Here is a 22,516-nt window from a genome sequence, read left to right as displayed (position 1 = left end):
AAAGATGGAAAATAAAATAGATCATATTATAGCACGAGTTTTAGCCGGAGAAGCGTCGGCTGAAGATATTCTGTTCATCAGCAACTGGATGAATGAAAAAGAAGAAAATCATAAAACATTCAGTCTGCTAAAAAGTTACTGGAGTGCAGATATTGCATCTAATCAATACGTAAACCCATCTGTTTCATTAGAAAAACTACAGGATAAAATAAACAGACATCAAACTCCCGGGAAACAGTATCTGATTCCGATCCTCCTGTCAGTTGTCGCTTCAATTGTTCTGATTATCACGATCTCATCTTTTTTCAGTATAACCAGTACAAACGGGAAAAGCAAAGAGTATTACACTTATCTCACCAATAACAACAAATCAGAATTCACACTCCGTGACGGAACAAAAGTTACACTAAATAAAAATAGCACACTTACCTATTCAGATGCTTTCGGAAAAAACAACCGGTCAGTAAAACTGGAGGGGGAAGCTTTTTTTGAAGTAACTAAAAATCCTGATAGCCCGTTCGAAGTTTCCCTTGAAGTGGAAAATAAAAACAGGGGAACCATTAAAGTGCTGGGAACAGTGTTTAATGCAAAGATTGACAAAGGATCTGATAAAATCATTACCACACTGATAGAAGGATGTGTATCTTTCGAGGGATCCGGGCAAAAAATAAAATTATATCCCAATCAACAAGCTGCATTCGATTATACAACCGGTAACATTGATGTACACGAAGTTGATATAGAAAAAGAAATCTCTTGGAAAGAAGGTCTGATAAAATATAAAATGATCATGTTCACAGATTTGGCAAAAGAACTTGAAAAAAGATACAAGGTACAGATCATTATTGGGAATAAGAAATTAACGAAACCATCAATGACGGTATCCGGTGGTTTCAGCGAAGAACAAACCTTGGATGAAATCCTGAAAGTAATTTCACGAAGTCTACCTATGAAATGGGAAAATAAGAATAATACATACTATATCAGATAAACTTTTATTAATAAAAACAGAATGCCTATGAAATAGTACCAACATTAACCTAAAAACCGGTCATACCTGAAAGTACAACCGGTTTTCAAATCTTCAATTTTAATTCTCCGCTTCCTCCCCTCCGTGGCCAAACATTGTGGATGAAGCGAATTATCAATCTTTAAATCAGTACAAAAATATGGAAAATGTTTCGTATTACAGGTCTTTCTTAGCCAAAGACTTAAAAAAACTTTTCTCAATTATGAAAATCACGGTCATCTTACTTTTCGTCGCTCTGTTTCAGGCAGTAGCAATAGAATCATCCTATTCTCAATCTGTAACCGTTTCAATCAAAGCAGAGCGAATATCCCTCACTGAACTGTTTTCCCTGATAGAGAAACAGAGCGAGTTTCTATTCTTCTATGTCGATGAAGAAGTGAAAAACATCGATGTCAATGTAAAAGCAACTAACCTGCAGATCGATGATGTTCTGAGACAGGCTTTAATTGGAACAAACCTGACTTATACAATCAACGATCGGAACATTAACATTATCCGCAAAGCCTATGCTGTCCGGCAACAACAGACCAAGCATATTACAGGTAAAGTCATTGATGCAGATGGTGAACCGGTCATTGGTGCAAATGTGGTTGAAAAAGGTACCTCCAACGGTAGCATTACAGATCTCGAAGGATACTTCTCCCTTCATGTTGCACAAAACGCGACACTAAAAGTTTCTTATATCGGATATAATACGCAAGAGATAGTTATAGATGGCAAGAACCAATTCATAATTAAACTGACGGAAGACCTGCAGAATCTAGATGAAGTAGTAGTGATCGGTTACGGTACGGCCCGCAAAATTGACCTGACCGGTTCAACTTCCTCTCTGGGTGGTGACAAACTTCAGATGAAAAACACCCCGCAACTTTCTAATCAGCTGCAGGGACAGATGGCCGGTGTACAGATCACACGCTCAAGCGGTGATCCTACTTCCGGAGCTACCATCCGTGTACGTGGTGTCACAACACTATCAACCAATGACCCGCTGGTAATCGTGGACGGTATCCCGGGTGATATTAACGACATTGCGCCCGAAGACGTAAAAGACATTCAGGTATTGAAAGACGCAGCTTCAGCAGCCATATACGGTTCACGCGCGGCTGCCGGTGTCATCCTGATCACAACAAAACGCGCCAAGGATAAGAACTTCCATCTTTCCTACAGCGTGGAATACGGCATTGATGCACCAACAGCCAAACCAAGGTTTGCCAATGCTGTACAATGGATGCAAGGATACAACGAACTCGCCTATAACGATGGTGCTTCTTCCCTCCACTCGGCCTATTCGGAAGATTTGATCAACAACTATGCACAACTGCGGGCTGAAGATCCTGACCGTTATCCAGATACAGATTTTATGGGAATGGGTATTAAAAGTTCTACGCATCATCAGCGGCACTCCTTCTCCCTCAGCGGAGGTACCGAAAAACTGAAAACGAATTTCAGCCTCAATTACTACAATGCCGATGCCCTTTACGACAAAAAGAACTATGAGCGTTTTAATGTACGTTCAAACAACGACTACAATATCAACAATTGGATCCATGCGAATGTGGACGTGAACCTACTTTACTCCAGCACAGTTACACCACACAGTGCAGAAGGCAGTATTATCAAAGACTTCATGGCCCGTTCTCCGCTCTACAACTCTTATTGGGTCGACGGTAGCTATGCCGATGGTAAGGATGGCGACAACCCTTTTGCGCTACATGATCTGGGGGGAACTGTCAAAGGTCAGAACTATCGTATCAACGGTAAGATTCAGTTGGATCTCACACCGATAGAAGGACTGACCCTGACAGCAATCGCGGCACCCCAATATACTTTCTACAAAGGGAAAGACCATAAAAAGAAATATGACGTGTTCCGGATCAGTGGAGATGCCATTCCCGGATCAGGCTATGCAACAACCAGCCTGAACGAAACACGCAACGACACACATAGTCTGACTATGCAGTTCTATGCCAACTACAAGTTACAATTGAAACGCCACTCCATCGGACTCATGGCCGGTTACGAAGACTACTCCTATAACTGGGAAAATGAAGGTGCATCACGCACAAATTATAGCTTAGTGAACTTTCCCTACCTGAACTTAGGTCCGGAGGATTATCAATACAATAGTGGAAATGCCGGACACAATGCCTACCGTTCTTTCTTCGGACGTATCATGTACTCATGGGCTGACCGTTATATGCTGCAGGCAAATATCCGTTCTGACGGTTCGTCACGTTTTGCCGATGGCCACCGCTGGGGTACATTTCCCTCTGTCAGTGCTGGTTGGGTCATTTCAGAGGAACCCTGGTTCAACAAAAGTGTTATTAACTATCTGAAACTTCGCGGCTCAATCGGACAACTGGGTAACGAACGTATCGGTTCAGAATTCCCCTACCAGGCCAAACTGACTTTCGGAACCGGCTTCATTCCCAACGCCTCCACCGGATCGTCAGACGTAGTGCAAACCGCCTATCAGACAGACTATGCATTCAACACCATCACTTGGGAAACAACTACGACCTACGGTATCGGTGCAGACATCACCCTATTAAACAACAGGCTGCGCGCTTCGGCCGACTACTATTATAAAAAGACGACCGATATGTTGATGGAAGTAGGATTCCCTTCTTATTTCGGCTACAACGCACCACAGAACAATGCTGCCGATATGAACACGAAAGGTTGGGATCTTGAACTCTCCTGGAGCGACCAGATCAACGACTTCCGCTACGGTGCCAGCTTTAATATCTCAGACTACCGCTCAAAAATGGGTTATATGGCCAACCGCCAAAAAATCGATGGAACCAAGATTACCGAAGAGGGTTCATATTATAATGAATGGTATGGCTACAAAAACCTGGGGATCATACTGAATGATGCAGCTATGTATGACGAGGACGGTAACCCGATAGCTGTCCTGACCAACAACGATAAGGCAGGAAACATCCGTTATCTGGATATTGACAAGGATGGTAAAATCACAGCATCCAACGACCGCGTACGTTTAGGTAACTCGTTACCGGAACTGCAATACGGAGGTTCACTCTGGGCTGAATGGAAAAACTTCGATTTCAACCTATCATTCCAGGGTATCGGTCACCAGCTTGTTTACTGGTCATGGCCCGGTACACCGTTCAACTATCAAGCCTATGCCTGTCCATTGAATCTGATCGAAAACCATTGGAGTCCGACAGCTACAGATGCCGAGAACGCAAAGGCGAAATATCCCAAGTTGACGACCAACAATACCAATATTTATGCCAACAGCGACTTCTATCTCTTTAACGGAGCCTATATGCGTATAAAAAATATCACTTTAGGCTACACCATTCCGTCAGAAATCACGAAAAAGTTCTTCGTCAATAAACTGAGAGTCTATTTCAGTGCAAACGATTTGCCTGCTTTTTCAAAGTATCCCGACGGATACGATCCGGAATGGGATCGCAGCAGCGACCTCATTATGTCTTCCTATATTTTTGGTCTGAATGTTTCATTTTAATTAGAGAATCCAGTATGAATAAAATAAGTAAATATCTATTTACCGGAATAATGGCACTAAGCATGGCTGCTTGTGCCGACCTCGACCTGAATCCACTATCAGAAGGTGCAAGTGAGAATTGGTATCATGATGAAACCGAAATTGAGATGTCGCTCAACGATCTGTGGCGTCCGGACTTCTTCCCCATCGATAACCTTGACTGGGACGATGACCTTTTGAACCGCAATGGATCCAACGATATCACTCTAGGGACAGTGACTGCTCAGTGGGGTACTGCTTCAACCCGCTGGACCTCACTCTACAAGTCCATTGCACGTGCCACGAAAGTAATCCAATCCCTGGACAACGGAACGGCAAGCGGCCTAAGTGATAACAAAGTCAACCAATATAAAGGAGAGGCATACTTCATGCTCGGATTCGCCTATTGCGAATTGGCAACCTATTGGGGAGATTGTGTCCTGAACAAAGGTATGACCCTGGACGAAGCCTATGTAGCTGTTCGTTCCCCTAAAAGCGAAGTACTAGCTTATGCCTATGAATGTTTAGACAAGGCCATAGAATATCTGCCCGATTCCTACGCAACTCAACAAAGACCGACCAAAGGGGCAGCTCTCGGTTTCAAAGCTCGTTTCGCGCTCTTCCACGGCGATTGGCAGACCGCAGCCTCGGCTGCAGAAAAATGTATGAATTTAGGCATTTATAAACTGCATGACAATTACGCCGAACTATTCAAAGCCAACAGTTCATCAGAGTTAATGTTTTACTTCAAAGGTGATTTGACACTAAAGAAAGGGTATGGTCTTTTTGGAAGTGTCAAAGACTACGTTATTCGTAAGTTAGGCGGTTTCGCCAATCAAGGTCCTTCGCTGGAGTTGCTTTGTTCTTATACTTGTATCGATGGCCTTCCCATCGACAAGTCGCCACTCTATAATCCGAAGGATCCCTTTGCCAACCGTGATCCACGTCTTGCGATGACAATCCAGCCATTCAAGACAAAATACTCTGCTGATTATGCCGAATATGAGCTGTCGAAAGTAGACGGGACTTTTCCCGAAAAGTATCCGGACTACATTACACTTGGTTATGAATATAACCCCAGTCCTTATGCAAACAAAGTGTATGAAGTCTCAACCGGCCAAATGGTGCTCAACAATGATGCCAAAGCCTCTAACCAGCACTCCGCCTACAACGGGCTGATGCTCCGCAAATTCGTGAAAGATAACTGGAAAGATTACAACAGTTACGGTGGTGTTTCAGACAACTGTTATCCCTACCTGCGCTACGCCGAGATACTGATGACTTACATAGAAGCGAAGAACGAGATGGGACAATGTACACAGGAGGATTTGGACAAAAGCATCAATCTGGTGCGTGAACGAGCCTATCGCGGAGCTACCGGAGCTTATCCACATGTAGAAGTTACATCCCAAGCCGCATTACGGAAAATCATCCGTATGGAACGACGTTCAGAATTTGCGTTTGAAGGACTTCGTTACCGTGACTTAATACGCTGGCGTATTGCCGATAAATCACATAACAAGCCGATGTATTACCTGCCACGCGCCTGGTCCGGTTCTGCGAGCTGGAACGGTCTGACCGGTAGTGAATCCAATCTGGAATTGTCTTCAGACTTCAAAATTTTACTGAAGAACTGGGATGAAGGCAACTATCCTATCGGTGGTATACCGACGATTGACGAAAACGGTCTGCCCAACCTCTCTCCGATGGAAACAGCCGGATATATCACTACATTCTATAAAATGTCTTTCGATGCGCGGAAAAATTATTTGTGGCCCATCCCGGCCAACGACATTTTAGTCAACAATAATTTGACACAAAACGACGGTTATTAATTCTTCAGACCAATATGCACCCCGGTTGTAACACATGTTTTCCTAAAGGATTTTCAGATTACAGCCGGGGTATTTTTCTTTCATTTTTAAATGTAATACAATGAATCTAAAGTATATTGTTATAATATTGGCCTTCTGCATAAGTCTCTTCTCCTGCCAGTCGGGAGATCATGTAGGAAGTGAATTTGTAAAAGAAGTGGATGTCTGTGTGTATGGCGGTACCTCAGCTGGCGTAGTTGCTGCTTACTCTGCCAAAAAGATGGGGAAATCCGTTCTCCTGATAGAACCCGGCAAATATCTGGGAGGCATGACAACCGGTGGTCTCGGAATGACTGATATCGGGAATAAATATGCCGTTACCGGGTTAGCCCGTCTTTTCTATCGCCGTATAGGAGAGCATTACAATAAATTCGAACAATGGACTTTTCCGCCAAGTCTTGCGACTGCAACTATGAATCGCTTCATAGAGGATGCAGAGTTAGATGTACTGTATTATCGCCGTATAACAGACGCACAAGTTCAAAATAAAAGAATAAAAAACATCACCCTGGAAGATTCCAAACAGCCTGACAAAAAAACTCTGATACAAGTTAAGGCCAAACAATTCATCGATTGCTCGTATGAAGGAGATTTGATGGCAAAGGCCGGAGTTTCCTATTTTGTCGGGCGTGAAGGGAATGAGAATCAGGATGAAACGCTTAATGGGGTTCAAATGTCTGTTTACCACCAATTCCCGGATGGAATCGACCCTTATTTGAAGGAAGGAGATCCAACCAGTGGCTTATGTTGGGGAATCCAACCAAATACATTAAAAGAAAGAGGAAGTGGAGATAAACTTGTCCAGGCATACAATTTCCGTTTATGCCTCACCGATAATAAAGAAAATCAACGCCCATTTGAGAAACCTGAAAATTATGATCCGGATAAATACGAGTTATTGGCACGTGCTATCCGCAAAATGGATTTACACATAGACAATTATCTGTTATTCAATTGGGGCATTATGCCGGATAATAAATATGATGTAAATAACCGTGGACCGTTATCGACCGACATGATCGGAATGAATTACGAATATCCGGACGGTGACTATGCAACCCGGGAAAGAATCTGGCAGGAACATGTGGACTATACAAAAGGACTGCTCTATTTTCTTACACACGACGATAGAGTTCCCTCCGAACTACGCGACCAGGTTTCCAGATTTGGATGGGCAAAAGACGAATTTGTAGATAATGACAACTTTCCGACACAATTATATGTGCGCGAAGCTCGCCGCCTGAATGGCGAATATATTATGACACAAAAGAATTGCCAGGGTGAAGAAACTGTCAGCGATGCCATTGGGATGGCAGCCTATGGAATGGATTCACACAACTGTCAGCGAATTGTTACAAACGGTATGGTAAAAAATGAAGGAGATGTCCAATATCATGGTTTCCCACCCTACCCTATTTCCTATAAAAGCATTACTCCCAAGCAAAGTGAGTGCACAAATTTGTTGGTTCCGGTTTGCGTATCTTCCACTCATATCGCTTTCGGTTCAATACGCATGGAACCTGTTTTCATGGTATTGGGACAATCTGCAGCAATTGCATCCGCACTTGCTATTGACAGCAACACAAGTGTACAGAATATTAATATTTCCGAACTTCGTCGCATCCTGAAAGAAGATCCTTATTTGGATGGTTCTACACCGGAGATTCTGGTTGATGACAGTGATATTGATAAGATCAGCCGGAGAGGACGCTGGAATAAAGGTTTTGGAGCTCATTACAAAAACAGTTACTTGCTGAGTTCAAATGAAAATAACAACAGCTCTTTTTCATTTATGCCTGTTATTAAAAAAAATGACACCTACGAAATATTTTTCTACTGTACACACCTTCCCGACTCCAGCATGCCGGATCTAATGGCATTTGAAGTATCATATAAAGGAGGAACTGAAAAAATAAGTATTACACCTAAAGAGAAAAAAGGCTCGTGGGTTAGCTTGGGAACCTTTACATTCGAAAAAGGGGAAGCTGTTGCAATCACTATTGACGGAAGCCAATCAAAAGGCGCATTATTTAGTGATGCAATTCTATTAGTACCAAAGAAATAAATATTTACTTTTATATACTGCTTACACAGACCAATATTAAAAAGATACATTATGATTACACGACGAGATTTTTTGAAAATAACAGTTGCCGGAGGAGCACTAGCTTCACTAAACAACCTCGAAGAGGCAAAAGCAACTATCTATCAAGTTGTACCTGACACAGAGTTTTGTTATGAAGGTCAACGTAAAATACCCATAATAGCAAAAACGTCCATTATAGTAGTTGGAGGTAGTTCACGCGCAATTGCTGCAGCCGTTGCTGCGGCAAAAACAGGTTGCGATGTATTCTTAATCGGATATATGCCTTATTTGGGAGATGATATATGCGGCAGTTTTCTTTTTGAACACAACAAAGATGAGAAACTTCAAACAGATCTTTCCCGGAAAATTTTCCCCGGAAAAGAATATCCGACTCCGCTCAGCGTAAAGACTGTACTGGAAAATGAACTGATAGATAACAATGTCCGGTTTCTTTACAGTAGTTATGTGACCAATGTATTGACAGATCCGGCAGGATTACCTGGCGGAGTCGTTATAGCCAACCGTTCGGGAAGGCAAGCCATACTTTGCAAAGCGATCATCGACACAACCCACCATGCAACTGTCGCCAACTTACTCGGAGCTGAACAAACACCTTTTAAACCAGAAACATTAGAGTTTCAATACACAGTTGTCGGCAACGCAAAAAAAGAAGCTTCCGAGATCAGCAATGCGGAAGTTCTCCCTCTGCCTTTTAAAGTGAACAACAAAAGTTATCCAATTACACGTTACACGTTCCGAATGTCCCTCGACAATAACTCTTATGGCTCCCTGATGAAAATCGAACAAATAGCTCGTTCGGTTACATGGGATCCGGAGCAGGTAGATAGCTCGGATTTACTTTGGTATATCCCAAAGCATACAATCATAGGAAAAGAAAGTTACCGAGAAAGCTCATTGTCTATCCGTAAACTCCCGGAAAAAACATTCAAATCCCAGAATATAGAAAACCTCTGGGTTCTTGGCCCTTGCGCTGATATCCCCAGGGAAACGGCTGCATATGTGATGCGCCCGGTCAATGCCATGTTTTTAGGAGAATTACTTGGAGAACAAATTGCCGAACAAATTAAAAATTCACCGATGCCTGAGAAAATTGCCGTCCGTCAACCGAAAGTAAATGCAACAAATTACGGACAAATCGGGGAAATCCTGAAACCTCTCCGCCCCTCCATGCAGAAAGGCTTTGCCGACTCTCCCGCCGGGGCTCTGCCGGTATTGGGGAATTATGATGTGATCGTTTTAGGTGGAGGTACAGCCGGAGCTTCCGCAGGGATATCGGCAGCCAGACAAGGAGCAAAAACTCTTGTACTGGAATATCTACACGGACTGGGTGGATTAGGAACAATAGGACTGATCGGCTGTTATTGGGATGGTTTCCGGGAAGGTTTTACAGCAACTATTGATAATGGTGTCCATAATATGGCCCCCGCAGACCACCCAAGACAACTAAAAAACTGGAAAGAACAATCGGTATCCGACTGGAAAATGGAATGGTATCGCAGAGAATTACTCAAAGCAAATGGTGAACTGTGGTTTGGCGTATTGGGATGTGGAGCACTAGTAGAAAACAATAAAGTAAAAGGACTTGTTGTCGCAACTCCTTTCGGACGTGGGGTTTTCCTTTCAGAAGTATTGATCGACAGTACAGGGAGTGCAGATATAGCTATTGCTGCCGGATCACCTTTCGATTATACCGGAAAAAATACGCTCGCTGTACAAGGAGCCGGAGCTGGAAAACGCGATCCGGGTGATTTTTATAATAACAATGACTGGCTTTTTGTCGATGATACCGATATTCTTGATGTATCACGTACATTCATACAGGCAAAAAATAAAATGAAAGGATTTTTTGATATCGTAAAAATGCCCCAGACACGCGAACGTCGCAGGATTATCGGAGAGCATATCATTTCCGTCTACGATGTGATAAATCAACGCCGTTATTCAGACACCATATCTTTCCATAAAAGTTCTTTCGATACTCATGGAATGATCATAGATCCTTATTTTATTCTGAATCCACCGGAAAAACGACATAAAATATATGATGCTGATGTTCCTCTACGCAGCTTATTGCCCAAAGGATTGGAGGGCATATTGACAACCGGTCTCGGAGCCAGTGCCCACCGTGATGCCATGCCCGTTATTCGCATGCAACCTTGCTTGCAGAATCAGGGATATGCAGTAGGTTATTTAGCTGCTTTGTGTGCAAAAGAAAAAAAACCGCTCCGTAAAGTCGACATCAAAAAAGTCCAAAAACATCTGGTTAAAATAGGAAATCTCCCGGAACGGGTATTAACGGATAAAGAATTTAAAGGTTTCAGTAATTCGGCAATGAAAAAAGCAGCTATCAATGTAACCGAGAATTACAAAGGACTTGAAATTTTACTGACTGATCCTGATCGTTGTCTTGAAGTGGTAAGCAAACAACTCAGTCAGGCAACCATACCTAAAGAAAAAATGATCCTTGCCAGTATTCTTGGTATTCTTGGAAATAACAAAGGAAGCTCAATTCTGACTGATACCGTCCATCAACATACTACATGGGATGAAGGATGGCATTATACTGGTATGGGACAGTTCGGAATGTGCCTGAGTCCATTGGATGCACTGGTTACAGCCTTAGGCAACTCGAAAGATTCTTCTGCTCTTCCAACTATTTTGGAAAAAGCAAAACAACTGGAGCCGGAAGATTATTTTTCTCATTTCCGGGCTATTGCTATGGCAACAGAAGCAATCGGCAGCAAAGAGGCAATACCTATTCTTGCTATGATGTTGTCTAAACCAGGTGTTCGTAATCACGCAATCCTGTCGTATACAGAAGCAAGAGCCAGAACCGTTCCCGGACAAAATGATACTTCCACCAGAAATCTGGCTCTGAAAGAGCTACATCTTGCCAGGGCTCTGTATCTATGTGGTGACCATAACGGTATGGGGGAAGCAGTGCTTCGCAGGTACGCAAACGGTTTACAGGGGCATTATGCACGTTACGCTAATGAAATATTAAATAAGTAATAATACACTATACTAAAATGGGGCAAAAGTTAATAACTCATACTTTTGCCCCATTATTTGTCACTTACAATAATTCAGCACTTCCAAATTAGTAATTGTACTCTTGAAATTTCCGGCCTTTTCCAGCGGGAAAACCAATGTACGAACATAGCTCATGGAATCTTTTCCTCCGTTGAAGAAACGTTTCTGGATATTCAAATCTTCCTTCAACTGCCCGTTTACATATAAACGAGTCGATTTCTCATCTCCGCTGATAGCAATTGAAGCCATTTCATCGGGGTAGAACTGATAGTTAAACGTATTCAGATAACCGTCACGAGCAAATCCCAGCTTGCCAGAAACAGGATCGGACAGATAGAAGACGGCATCCGGCGAACGGAACAACTCTGTTCCCCGCTCTTCGGGAACTGATGTGATATTAAAAGAAACAGTATACTGATAACCTATTTCCTTCAGCCCGGTCTCGGTTCCCGGCTTCAATGTTTCCTGATTATATACAGCACGCGGTGTTTTACCGATACGCCCGGCTACATTGACTCCCGGACCTTCACTCAAGGAAAGGCGAGCCGCATTGAATGTTTCATAAGGTACTTTACAGTCTTTTCCAGTCCACATCTTCACAGCCAATGTCTGCAAAGCCGGGAATACGCGGTAGTGAATATCCTTCGTACTGATTCCGTTACCGGCATGGTCATTCCATACAGCAAACATTCCTCCTTTAATCTGTTTATGCTTTTCGGGGAAAACCTCTTTTCCGATGTGCGCCGGAGTCCATTTCTTATATAACATTTCCGTATTCAAATAATCGTAATAATAACCGGCTGCCGGAACGATATACAGATAGCCATCGGGCACACTAACCAGATCGTATCCCTGTTTGATCATTTCTTTCGGATCAGCATAACCATTGTACCAAGCACTCATCAGCACATTTTCCGATTTCACAGGAGTATCGCCTTTGGCATGTGTCAAAGCACCCCAAACACAGGCCTGCTTACCGAAACCTTCCACGAAACGAATATAATGATCGGTGAATTCGCGGAATTTCTCCACTACATCTTTCTTTTTATTTGAATATTCGTCTGTTCCGATATGTACCCGTTTACCAACAAATACAGGATTCCTGCCTTCCAGATATTCCCGGAACAGACTGTCGACAAACTGATAAGTCTCCGGCTTGAACAAATCCAGATGATCCATGCCATATTCCTCACTACCGATTTCCGGGCGATAATGTGTCAATGCCAGAGAATGAGCGGGGACATCTATTTCCGGAATGATTTCTACGCCCAGACTATCGGCCATCAACTGGAAATCAATAAATTCTTTCTTTGTATAATAGCCGTCACGTGACGTCAACCCCGGAAAGAACTCGCTTTCCAGACGGAATGCTGCATATGTTTTGTTCCAGTCATGTTCAAAATACTGTTTGAAAGCGTTATCATTCAGGTGAACCTGTAACGTATTCATTTTATAATAGGCCATCATCTTAACGTAATCGCGCAAGAAGTTCATCGGGATAAATTTACGGCCGCAGTCCATCATAAAACCGCGGATCGCATAATCCGGATAATCGCGCATTGAACCTTTTGACAAAGCCAGATCACTGTTTTGCTCCGTCATCTGAAGAAGCGTACGGGTTGCCCAGTATAAACCTTTGGCTTTAGGAGCCGATACGGTTACACGGTCAGCAATTTTCACGGCATATCCTTCTTCACCCAGTTGTTTGTCTCCGGATATGGAGAAAACAAAGTCACCGGCAGAGGCTCTTCCCTGCACAACAGCCAACTTACGCCCGAACATTGTTTCATAATCTTCGGCAAACTGATTGGCTACACGGGCAACGGCAGGATCTTTACTCGCATAAACAATACGGGAAGTAGCAGAAGGAGTAAACATTCCCTGAGCACCTCTCCATTCCTGTAATTCAGGTATCACGAACGGTTTCTCGTTATTGGCAGCAAAACTTTTCCCTAAAAAGAGAGTACACGCTGCAACCAGCATTAAATAGCGTTTTATCTTCATTGTATTTTAAATTTAAGCGTACAATATTACTGCTTTTTACTCATCTGCACAAACCGGAAATGAAGGAATAGTTAAAAGATGACTAATAAAAAGGCGGTTTCTGATTGATTTATTACTTTTGTGCTCAAAAACATATAAATGAGTTACAAATGGAACACACGGACGGAACTCTTACTGGGGGCCGAACGGATGGAGTACTTGTCACATTGCCATGTGTTGGTCGTAGGACTCGGAGGCGTCGGAGCTTATGCAGCCGAGCAGATATGCCGTGCCGGGATAGGACATATGACCATTGTTGATGCGGATACGGTGAACGACAGCAATATTAACCGCCAACTGCCGGCTTTACATTCTACCTTGGGGATGCAGAAAGCAGAAGTTGTGGGACAACGTTTACTGGATATCAACCCGCGATTGAAGCTGACAATACTCAATGAGTTCCTGCGTGACGAACGGACAGAAGAGGTTCTTTCTGCCCAAAAGTACGATTTCATCGTGGATGCCATCGATTCACTCAGTCCGAAAGCATACCTGCTATATCATGCTTACCGACGTGAAATTCCCATTGTTTCATCCATGGGTGCCGGAGCAAAGATCGATCCGTCGCAGGTGAAAATAGCTGACATTTCCAAGACTTGCAACTGTGCACTGGCAAAAGCGGTGCGCAAACGGCTTCGGGGAATGGGACTAAACAAAGGTATTCCGGTCGTTTTCTCAACAGAAATCGCCAATCCGGAAGCCGTAGTGGAAGTGGAAAACGAACAATGTAAGCGGACGACTACCGGGACAGTTTCGTATATGCCGGCTATTTTCGGCTGTTATCTGGCTTCCTATGTAATAAGAAATATTTAATCAACATGATACAAACGCAGGGTATTACTAAAAGTTTCGGGAATTTACAGGTATTGAAGGGCATCGACCTGACGATCAATAAAGGTGAAGTTGTAGCTATTGTCGGCCCCAGCGGTGCCGGAAAAACGACGTTGCTCCAGATTATCGGGACATTGGATACGCCGGACAACGGTAAGTTATTTATTAACGAAACAGAAACAGGCAAACTTTCCGAAAAAGAACTGGCTGCCTTCCGAAACAAGAATATCGGCTTTGTATTTCAGTTCCACCAGCTGCTACCGGAATTTACAGCGTTGGAAAACGTAATGATCCCGGCACTGATTGCCAGGGAAAAGGCGTCCGATGCAGAAAAAAGAGCGAAGGAAATACTTGATTTCATGAAACTATCGGACCGAATGACTCATAAACCGGCTGAATTATCCGGTGGCGAGAAACAACGCGTTGCCGTGGCCCGTGCATTAATCAATAACCCCGCCGTCATCCTGGCTGACGAACCTTCGGGCAGCCTGGATACCAAAAACAAAGAAGAATTACACAGCCTTTTCTTCGAATTGCGTGACCAGATGCACCAGACATTTGTGATCGTAACGCACGATGAACAACTGGCTGCCAACACCGACCGCGTAATCCATATCAAGGACGGGGTTGTTTTATTATAAATAGAAAGAGGACAAATAATCTATGGCAAATAAAGATAGAGTAACTTTTGGAAGTAAAATCGGAGTAATATTAGCAACTGTAGGGTGTGCTGTAGGTTTGGGTAGTATCTGGCGTTTTCCTTATATGGTAGGATCGAACGGTGGAGGCGCTTTCCTGCTGGTCTTTATGATATGCACTGTTTTACTGGGACTTCCTATCATGATCACCGAATTTTTTATCGGCCGCCACTCACGCAGAAACGCTGCCGGAGCTTTTAAGGAGCTAGCGCCGGGAACACAATGGTCGCTGATCGGCTATAACGGAGTCTTGGCTGCATTTCTTATATTAGGTTTCTATTCCGTCGTTTCCGGATGGACGCTGGAATATATCTGGCAGGCAATGACCGGCTCTTTGTCGGGAAAAACTACTGCCGAATTTACCACCGAGTTCGAAGCCTTTTCCTCCAGCGCACTCAGACCGATCGGCTGGACAATCGTATTCATCGCAATCACACATTTCATCATCGTCTCAGGGGTTGAAAAAGGAATTGAAAGGGCATCCAAGATCATGATGCCGGCCTTATTCCTTATACTGCTGGTATTATGTATACGGTCCATAACCCTACCGGGGGTAAACGAAGGATTATCTTTCCTGTTCAAACCGGACTTCGAGAAGATCACCTCCTCCGTTATTTTAAGTGCTATGGGACAAACATTCTTTTCTCTGAGTATCGGAATGGGGTGTCTGATCACCTATTCTTCTTATTTCGGGAAAGATACGAATCTGCAATTAACAGCGATACAGGTGACTGTTCTGAACACTTTTGTCGCATTACTGGCCGGCATCATGGTATTCCCGGCTGTATTCAGCTTTGGTATTGAGCCAACTGCAGGCCCGGAACTGGTGTTCATCACCCTTCCGAATATCTTCGAACAGCTACCTTTCGGAAATATATGGTCTTTCATATTCTTCATTCTACTAGCTTTGGCAGCTTTGACCTCTACCATTTCCCTACATGAAGTGGCAACGGCCTATGTACATGAAGAATATCATATGACCAGAAAGAAAGCGGCCTGGATCGTTTCTGCCGGTGTTGCCGTCATCGGAGCCCTTGCTTCTCTCTCTTTCGGTCTATTGAAAGAATATACCATCGGCGGACTGATCATTTTTGATGCACTGGACTATCTTACGGCAAAAATTATGATGCCTATCGGCGGAATGATGATCTGCGTATTTGTCGGTTTACGCATCGAAAGAAAAGTATTGAAAGAAGAATTGACGAATAAAGGAACAATCACCTTTTACTTCTTCAATACGTATGCGTTTTTTATAAAATACATCGCTCCCGTAGCAATCGGCCTGATCTTCCTGAACGAATTGGGACTGATCAAAAAGATAACCTCCTTGTTTTGAAAATAAAAAGGTATAAATTGTTTGCTTATCAACAGGTAACTTATATCTTTGCAAAAGAGTATTCATCATTTAATAATTATAAATATGGAAATCAAAACCGTCTCAAAGAAAAGAAAGTTACTTCCTGGATTAGACATGACTCAGGAAGAGTTTATTGCCCGCGTTCGTAAAGCCGAAGAAGGACCATTTTATACATTGGAAGAAATCAAACAAAAAATGCAGGAATGGAAGGGACTGAAATTCAATCCAGCCATTGAGGGAGGGGAATTAACTATTGACGAATTTAAATCAATGGTAAAAGTTGCAGAAAAAGGACCTTTTTATACTTTGGAAGAAGGACAAGAAATGATAAGACAATGGAGGGAACAAAGAAGAAACCGGTAGTCGTTTCGCTTCTCTTTTTTTCTTCTGTTGACCAAATCTTTGAATATGGAAAAATAAACTTTGGAGAAAAAAAAGCTATCGAATACGAAAACCTTATTTATGAAACTGTTCGACAATTAACTTCCGGTTATTTGTTAAATGCAGAATATCCTTATCTTCCCACAAAAGATAAGCGATACAGAAGGGCCATACTTCCCGCTCATTTTATTCTTTATCGAATAACAAAAGATCGGATAGAAGTTCTGAACATCTTACATCAAGCTGTAAGTATTACTCAAGCTAAAAAAAACAGAAACATTAAACCGTAACAACTATGAACTGGCGTGATTTACTTTATTTCTCCAAAGGAGAACGCAGAGCGTTGACTCTCCTACTTTGTCTGATTGTTGCTTCCTGGATCATTTTACTGCTGACGGATGAAAAAACCGATTACACACCTGTCAACAATAACAGACTATCTGAACCAGTAAAAACGGCTCAAAATATCCCTGTAAATAGTCCTGATCCGGAAAAGGTAAAAACTCCTGCATCCGGGAGAAAAAACAATTCCTCCCGAGAGAAAAATAAATTTCATTCGGGAGAAACCAAAAATACATCCGAAAGAAGGACTTTTCCTAAAACAGAAAAATACCCTGTCGGAACTGTTGTCGAACTAAATACTGCCGACACCACAATCCTGAAAAAAGTTCCCGGGATCGGAAGCACTTTTGCCCGCCGAATCATTAAATACAGAGAACTGCTGGGAGGTTTCTATACGGTAGAACAACTTCGTGAAGTGTACGGTCTTGATGAAGAACGATATAATGCGATGAAATCGTGGTTTTCGGCAGATATGTCCCTGATCTGTCCGTTAGAGGTTCATAAAATGTCCTTTAAAGAACTATGCAAACATCCGTATATAAATTATCAGCAAGCCCGCATCATCGAGCAACTACGGAAACAAAAAGGGAAGTTATCCGGCTGGGAAAATCTTCAATTACTGGAAGAATTTACTGAAACAGATAAAGAAAGACTGACTCCTTATTTATCATTTGAATAAAACAGGAAGTTTATATACATTTGTAAAAAAGAAAGCTATGATTTATCTCAAACAAGCACAATTACTCAACCCTGCCGAAGTGGAAGGCCCGGTAGAAGAGCTCAAATATCCGTTCAGAGCCGCAGCAGTACGATACATCGAATCGATTGTTTTCCGAAAACCGGTCACTTTCCTGGTCGGTGAAAACGGTGCCGGTAAATCAACCCTGCTCGAAGGCATCATGTTCAAATACGAAGAACGGGATGAAGACAGCCAGGGCATGCTATATGACGGAAAAGAAGCCTGGAAATCCTATTCAAACGTATTGCCCCAATGCATCCGCCTCATCGAAGAACGGAAACCGTTCGACCATTTTTTCTTTCGGGCAGAATCTTTCTTTGAACATGCAGCCGAAATAGATGCCAAATCGATGAAAGACATACTAAACTATGGCCGCGATTATTCTATGGCAGCTTACGGAGGACGCCGCCTCCTCGAACAGTCGCATGGTGAAAGTTTTCTTAGCACTTTTCTGAATTATGCGGGAAGAAATACCCTTTTCATCCTCGATGAGCCGGAAGCAGCCCTATCGCCTCAACGCCAGCTGGCTTTACTGGTCCGGATACAAGAACTGGTGGCACAAGGCTGCCAACTGATTATTTCTACGCATTCTCCCATCATCATGGCTTATCCGGGAGCAGATATCTATTCCATAGATGAGGATGGAGCACATATTACTCCGTATGAGGAAACACAACATTACCAGTTAACGAAGTATTTTCTGACTCATACGGAACAAATGCTCAGGGAATTGGGAATAAAGTAAAATTACTTTTCCCAGGCATTCACGATTTCTGCCACATATACATTATGCAGATTACCCGCCAATGCGCTGTACCATTTTTCATACAAAGCCGGATCGATGAAACTATTTTTATCCATCTTTGTCACATAAAGCGTTTTGCACTCCAACGTCAGGCGTGACTCTTCAAAACAGGGATTTCCGAGCTCCGTGAAATAAGGAGTCAGGCCTGTAGCCGCCACTTTATCCATATCACGGCCTGACTTGGAACCACAAACTTTATGAGCATCTTTGTGTTCTTCTCCCAGGAAAGAGAGCGTAAAACACCCCTTTTCATCGACAAATTCACGGGTATAACGCTCCGGACGGATGAAGACAAACACCACCGGTTTGTTCCAAAGGAAACCTACGCCGCCCCAACTGGCTGTCATCATATTAAACTTATCCTTATCACCGGCACTTACCAGCATCCACTCCTTCCCGATAATTTCAATAAAGTTATCCTTTATCAGATTGGGTTCAATTGCTTTCATACTTTATACTCTTTAATTTCCTTCAAAGATACAAAGAATATTATTTACCTGTACTCATTACGCCCGAATCACTGTCACTGTTGTTCAAACGTTTCTGTCCGGCCTTATATGTACGTCCGAAAGAGAAATTATACGATACCGAAACAACAAAAAGACGGGAACTTTCCTTGATGTAAGAAGTTTTTTTGCTGGAAGCATATTGATTCCAATTCTCGGATTGTACTTTCCAGTTATCGGAGAAAGGATTAAATGCCCCAATACCTAAAGAAAGGTTCTTGAAATTATATTTCGCCATGAACATCTGAATATTCTCGCCCCCTTCCAACGTTTCACCCCAGAACCTGTTCCAGTTCGTATTCATCTGATACATCAACATGAACTTCTTCCACGTAAGCGACGCCTGCATATTACAATACCAGTTCGTATAGCGGTGAGAATACGTATTGCCATTGCTGATATAATGATTCACACCACCGGTAAAAGAAAATTGCAAAATATCCTTGATCGGCCCTACCCGAAACATGGCAAAGCCCACCACACGCTGCCAGTTTTTCTGATTGTTCCAAGTTTGGATAATCTTATTGCCCTCCTGGTATTTTTCATCCATAATAGCATTAGGTACATATTCATACGTACCGTTGACGAGCGCATAAAAAATACCTTTCTGATATTCGTAATTAAGATCCAACAGGTAGCTCATATAAGACTCCAGTCTCGGATTACCGCGTTGCAGCTGAAGGGAATCGATCACCTGCTCGACGGCATTCAGGTTGCCTAAAGAAGGAGACAGATTGCCGACATACCCCTTCAGGCGTATAAACGACTGTCCGGGTAAAGCATATTGCAAAGTAAAACGGGGATTAAATGTATAAAACTGATCCGAATCATCCGTCCCCTCCTGTTTGTAGTACAAACGTGCCAATTCTACTCCCAACATATAATCCAATTTTCGGACTTTGCCTTTGAACTCACCATAAATAGAACTAGCAGACTGATCCATATGTGTCTCATAATCATGTCCGTTTCGATACTCATTATCGGAAAAAGATTGCGTATGCCAAACACCGCCACTCAGACTATTCCCGTTAGCCAATTTCTTTTCATAGATCGCCTCACCGATCAGGGAATATTTCTTTCCGGAAACACGGTTATTGATATCCGTCAGTAATTCCTCCCCCCGGCTTTCCTGGTAGAAACGATGGGAAGAAGTGCGGTTATAAGTTCCCACCACATTGAACACCAATGTCTGGTCGTTCTTCAGATTACGCTGATAATACAAGTCCAAAGCCGGAACCTGATTATCGCTACTATTCAAGTCAACCATGTCTACATAATCATCCGGATTGTCCTGGTTGGAGAGAATTCCCCGGTAATCCCAGTGCGGCTGATGATTGTTCCAATAACGGAACGTAGCGTTGAACAGATACTTTTCAGGATCCTGCACACTGTAATTCAGGTTCAGGTTATGCATGAACATACTGGCATGACTCGGATCGCCAGTCTCTTTTCGATGCAGCACTGTTCCATCCGCCAAATGAAAAATCTCTTCATTATCTCTCGACATGCCATAGAAATCGCGTGGCCCGATCCGGTAAGAAGCACCGAACTCCGATTTCTTATGATTGATCTTTCCCGAAACACGGTGTTCGCCCCATAAAGCATTCACCCCCTGGCTCATATCCACACTGAAATTTCCTCCCGTTTCAGGCCGGCGAACAATATAGTCGAGCACGACTTCCGCATTCCTATAACGCAAACCCGGATTATCATGAAACTCAATACGAATAATATCAGTCGGCAATAAAGCTTTGATTTCATCCAACTCCACTTTTACGCCATTGATACGAAGCTGCACTTCACCGTTTCCCGGCACTTTAATCTCATTCGACATCGGGTTAACTGTTATCTTCGGCAACATCAACTGTTGTAGCAAATCCATTCCGTTAGTAGATGCTTTTACCTGCCGATCGGAAGGGAATATCAGTTTGCGATCGGAGCGACTGCTTGTATTAGACGCACTGACCGTGACGCCATCCAACGAGACGGCCGCATCTTCCATCAAGATCTCTTTCAGGTCGATACTTTTATTAAATCCATCCAAAGCAATATATTGTGTTTCATATCCAAGGCTGGATACAGCCAGTAAATAATCGCCTGCTTTCACCTTATCCAACATAAAACGCCCTTTTCCATCCGTAGTCGTACCGGTTATAAAGACAGAATCTGCCGTCTGCAACACAACGTTGGCAAATTCAAGAGGAGCTTTATCCCGACCATTCCTCACCATACCTTTTATTTCCAAATTTTGGGCAAAAACTCCCTGTATCATGCAGCCGAGCAGCATGATGGCAAATAGAATCCGTTTCATACGTTTATAATTTATTTTTCCGGCAGGGTGGCCATGCCTGCCTGTCGTTTATTTCTGCAAGTAAGACGAAGCTACTTCAAAAAAAGTTACACGAAAAACGAAAAAAAATCTCATCGCCCCACATAATCGTATACCGAAATCGTTCGGCAAATGTTCGAAATTTACCGATATATAATTTCCAGACTCTTTATCAAACAATACCTGAAACAATGCGTACCACATTGAACATCACAAAAGCAACATAAAAAATAGATTTGCAACAAAATCAAATCAACAACAATAAAAAACTAGTATTATGGACAGCTTACAATTTCAACAAAAACTAATAGGAATACAAGATCGCCTGATGAATTTTGCTCTCAAACTAACAGCAAACAGAGAGGATGCTCTGGATCTTTTACAAGACACAACGCTGAAGGTGTTAAACAGTCAGGAAAAATTTACAGACAATGTTAATTTTGCAGGTTGGGTTATGGTCATCATGCGCAATCTTTTTATCAATAATTATCATAAGATGGTACGTGCACAAACTTCAGTAGATCAAAATGTCGATTTGTACAACCTGAATATTACCTGCGACTCCATTTCCGGTTCTCCCGACAAGATTTATCAGATCAAAGAGATCACAAAAGCGATTGCCGCTTTAAATGAGGATTACAAAATCCCGTTTTCTTTATTCGTAAACGGCTACAAATATCAAGAAATAGCAGATAAACTGAATCTTCCCCTAGGCACAGTGAAAAGTCGTATCTTTTTCGCTCGTAAAGAATTACAGAGTAAACTGGATGGCTTTCAATATGCATGATACACCCCCAAAACACTTACCTCAAAAAAACAGGAATGCAATATAATGATGCTCGCACCTGGGTATCGAAGGCTTCGATATCCAGGTATCAAGCAACATTTGTTACCGGAAAACATATGTGCAAACCAGTCTAACCG

General features: G+C 42.7%; 16 protein-coding genes. 13 read left to right on the top strand and 3 right to left on the bottom strand.

Annotation, left to right across the window (positions count from 1 at the left end; all coding sequences use genetic code 11):
• The first annotated feature begins 4 nt into the window (after positions 1-4).
• From DWW91_RS01490 to DWW91_RS01470, 5 genes are all read left to right on the top strand, one after another.
• Entirely contained in the window at positions 5-991 is a 987-nt protein-coding gene (locus DWW91_RS01490) for a FecR family protein (RefSeq protein WP_122326734.1), read from the top strand.
• A 178-nt stretch (positions 992-1,169) separates the two neighbouring features.
• The gene (locus DWW91_RS01485) at positions 1,170-4,529 is read left to right on the top strand and encodes a TonB-dependent receptor (RefSeq protein WP_009860632.1); all 3,360 of its coding nucleotides are present in this window, start codon (positions 1,170-1,172) and stop codon (positions 4,527-4,529) included.
• Positions 4,530-4,543: 14 nt separating this feature from the next.
• Complete coding sequence (locus DWW91_RS01480; protein WP_122326733.1) at positions 4,544-6,382, top strand: RagB/SusD family nutrient uptake outer membrane protein; 1,839 nt, start codon at positions 4,544-4,546, stop codon at positions 6,380-6,382.
• Between the two features lie 100 nt (positions 6,383-6,482).
• Positions 6,483-8,486 (top strand): FAD-dependent oxidoreductase, encoded by a 2,004-nt coding sequence (locus tag DWW91_RS01475; RefSeq protein ID WP_009860630.1) that lies wholly within the window; start codon positions 6,483-6,485, stop codon positions 8,484-8,486.
• 51 nt (positions 8,487-8,537) lie between these two features.
• A complete protein-coding gene (locus DWW91_RS01470; protein WP_122326732.1) occupies positions 8,538-11,540 on the top strand; it encodes an FAD-dependent oxidoreductase in 3,003 nt (1,000 codons plus the stop codon).
• A 60-nt stretch (positions 11,541-11,600) separates the two neighbouring features.
• Here the strand turns inward: DWW91_RS01470 and DWW91_RS01465 are convergent, their stop codons facing one another.
• Entirely contained in the window at positions 11,601-13,565 is a 1,965-nt protein-coding gene (locus tag DWW91_RS01465) for a family 20 glycosylhydrolase (RefSeq protein ID WP_122326731.1), read from the bottom strand.
• Between the two features lie 138 nt (positions 13,566-13,703).
• On the opposite strand from DWW91_RS01465, the gene DWW91_RS01460 reads away from it, so the two are divergent.
• The 7 genes from DWW91_RS01460 to DWW91_RS01430 all read left to right on the top strand — a co-directional run bounded on the left by DWW91_RS01460 (position 13,704) and on the right by DWW91_RS01430 (position 18,697).
• On the top strand, positions 13,704-14,417 hold the full coding sequence (locus DWW91_RS01460) for a ThiF family adenylyltransferase (protein WP_009860627.1): 714 nt from the start codon (positions 13,704-13,706) through the stop codon (positions 14,415-14,417).
• Between the two features lie 5 nt (positions 14,418-14,422).
• Positions 14,423-15,076: an ABC transporter ATP-binding protein gene (locus tag DWW91_RS01455; RefSeq protein ID WP_009860626.1), complete on the top strand. Its 654-nt coding sequence runs from the start codon at positions 14,423-14,425 to the stop codon at positions 15,074-15,076.
• 22 nt (positions 15,077-15,098) lie between these two features.
• Positions 15,099-16,469: a sodium-dependent transporter gene (locus tag DWW91_RS01450; protein WP_009860625.1), complete on the top strand. Its 1,371-nt coding sequence runs from the start codon at positions 15,099-15,101 to the stop codon at positions 16,467-16,469.
• A gap of 84 nt (positions 16,470-16,553) precedes the next feature.
• The gene (locus DWW91_RS01445) at positions 16,554-16,853 is read left to right on the top strand and encodes a hypothetical protein (RefSeq protein ID WP_010801310.1); all 300 of its coding nucleotides are present in this window, start codon (positions 16,554-16,556) and stop codon (positions 16,851-16,853) included.
• Positions 16,826-17,161 (top strand): type II toxin-antitoxin system RelE/ParE family toxin, encoded by a 336-nt coding sequence (locus DWW91_RS01440; protein WP_010801309.1) that lies wholly within the window; start codon positions 16,826-16,828, stop codon positions 17,159-17,161. Before DWW91_RS01445 ends, DWW91_RS01440 begins: the two co-directional genes overlap by 28 nt.
• Before the next feature lie 5 nt (positions 17,162-17,166).
• The gene (locus tag DWW91_RS01435) at positions 17,167-17,892 is read left to right on the top strand and encodes a helix-hairpin-helix domain-containing protein (protein WP_122326730.1); all 726 of its coding nucleotides are present in this window, start codon (positions 17,167-17,169) and stop codon (positions 17,890-17,892) included.
• Between the two features lie 37 nt (positions 17,893-17,929).
• Positions 17,930-18,697, top strand: coding sequence for an AAA family ATPase (locus DWW91_RS01430; protein ID WP_010801307.1), 768 nt, complete (start codon positions 17,930-17,932; stop codon positions 18,695-18,697).
• 2 nt (positions 18,698-18,699) lie between these two features.
• Here DWW91_RS01430 and DWW91_RS01425 read toward each other — a convergent pair whose 3' ends face one another.
• Together DWW91_RS01425 and DWW91_RS01420 are read right to left on the bottom strand one after the other, a co-directional pair.
• Positions 18,700-19,206, bottom strand: a complete 507-nt coding sequence (locus tag DWW91_RS01425; protein WP_009860620.1) for a flavin reductase family protein — start codon at positions 19,204-19,206, stop codon at positions 18,700-18,702.
• Positions 19,207-19,246: 40 nt separating this feature from the next.
• Positions 19,247-21,574 (bottom strand): TonB-dependent receptor, encoded by a 2,328-nt coding sequence (locus tag DWW91_RS01420; protein ID WP_122326729.1) that lies wholly within the window; start codon positions 21,572-21,574, stop codon positions 19,247-19,249.
• A gap of 295 nt (positions 21,575-21,869) precedes the next feature.
• Here DWW91_RS01420 and DWW91_RS01415 point away from each other — a divergent pair, with 295 nt between their 5' ends.
• A complete protein-coding gene (locus DWW91_RS01415) occupies positions 21,870-22,379 on the top strand; it encodes an RNA polymerase sigma factor (RefSeq protein ID WP_010801305.1) in 510 nt (169 codons plus the stop codon).
• Positions 22,380-22,516: the final 137 nt, after the last annotated feature.

The sequence above is a fragment of the Parabacteroides sp. AF17-3 genome (assembly GCF_003635445.1).
Classification (GTDB): domain Bacteria; phylum Bacteroidota; class Bacteroidia; order Bacteroidales; family Tannerellaceae; genus Parabacteroides; species Parabacteroides goldsteinii.
Note: the sequence above shows the minus strand (reverse complement) of the source record. Positions and strands in the feature narration are given on the sequence as shown.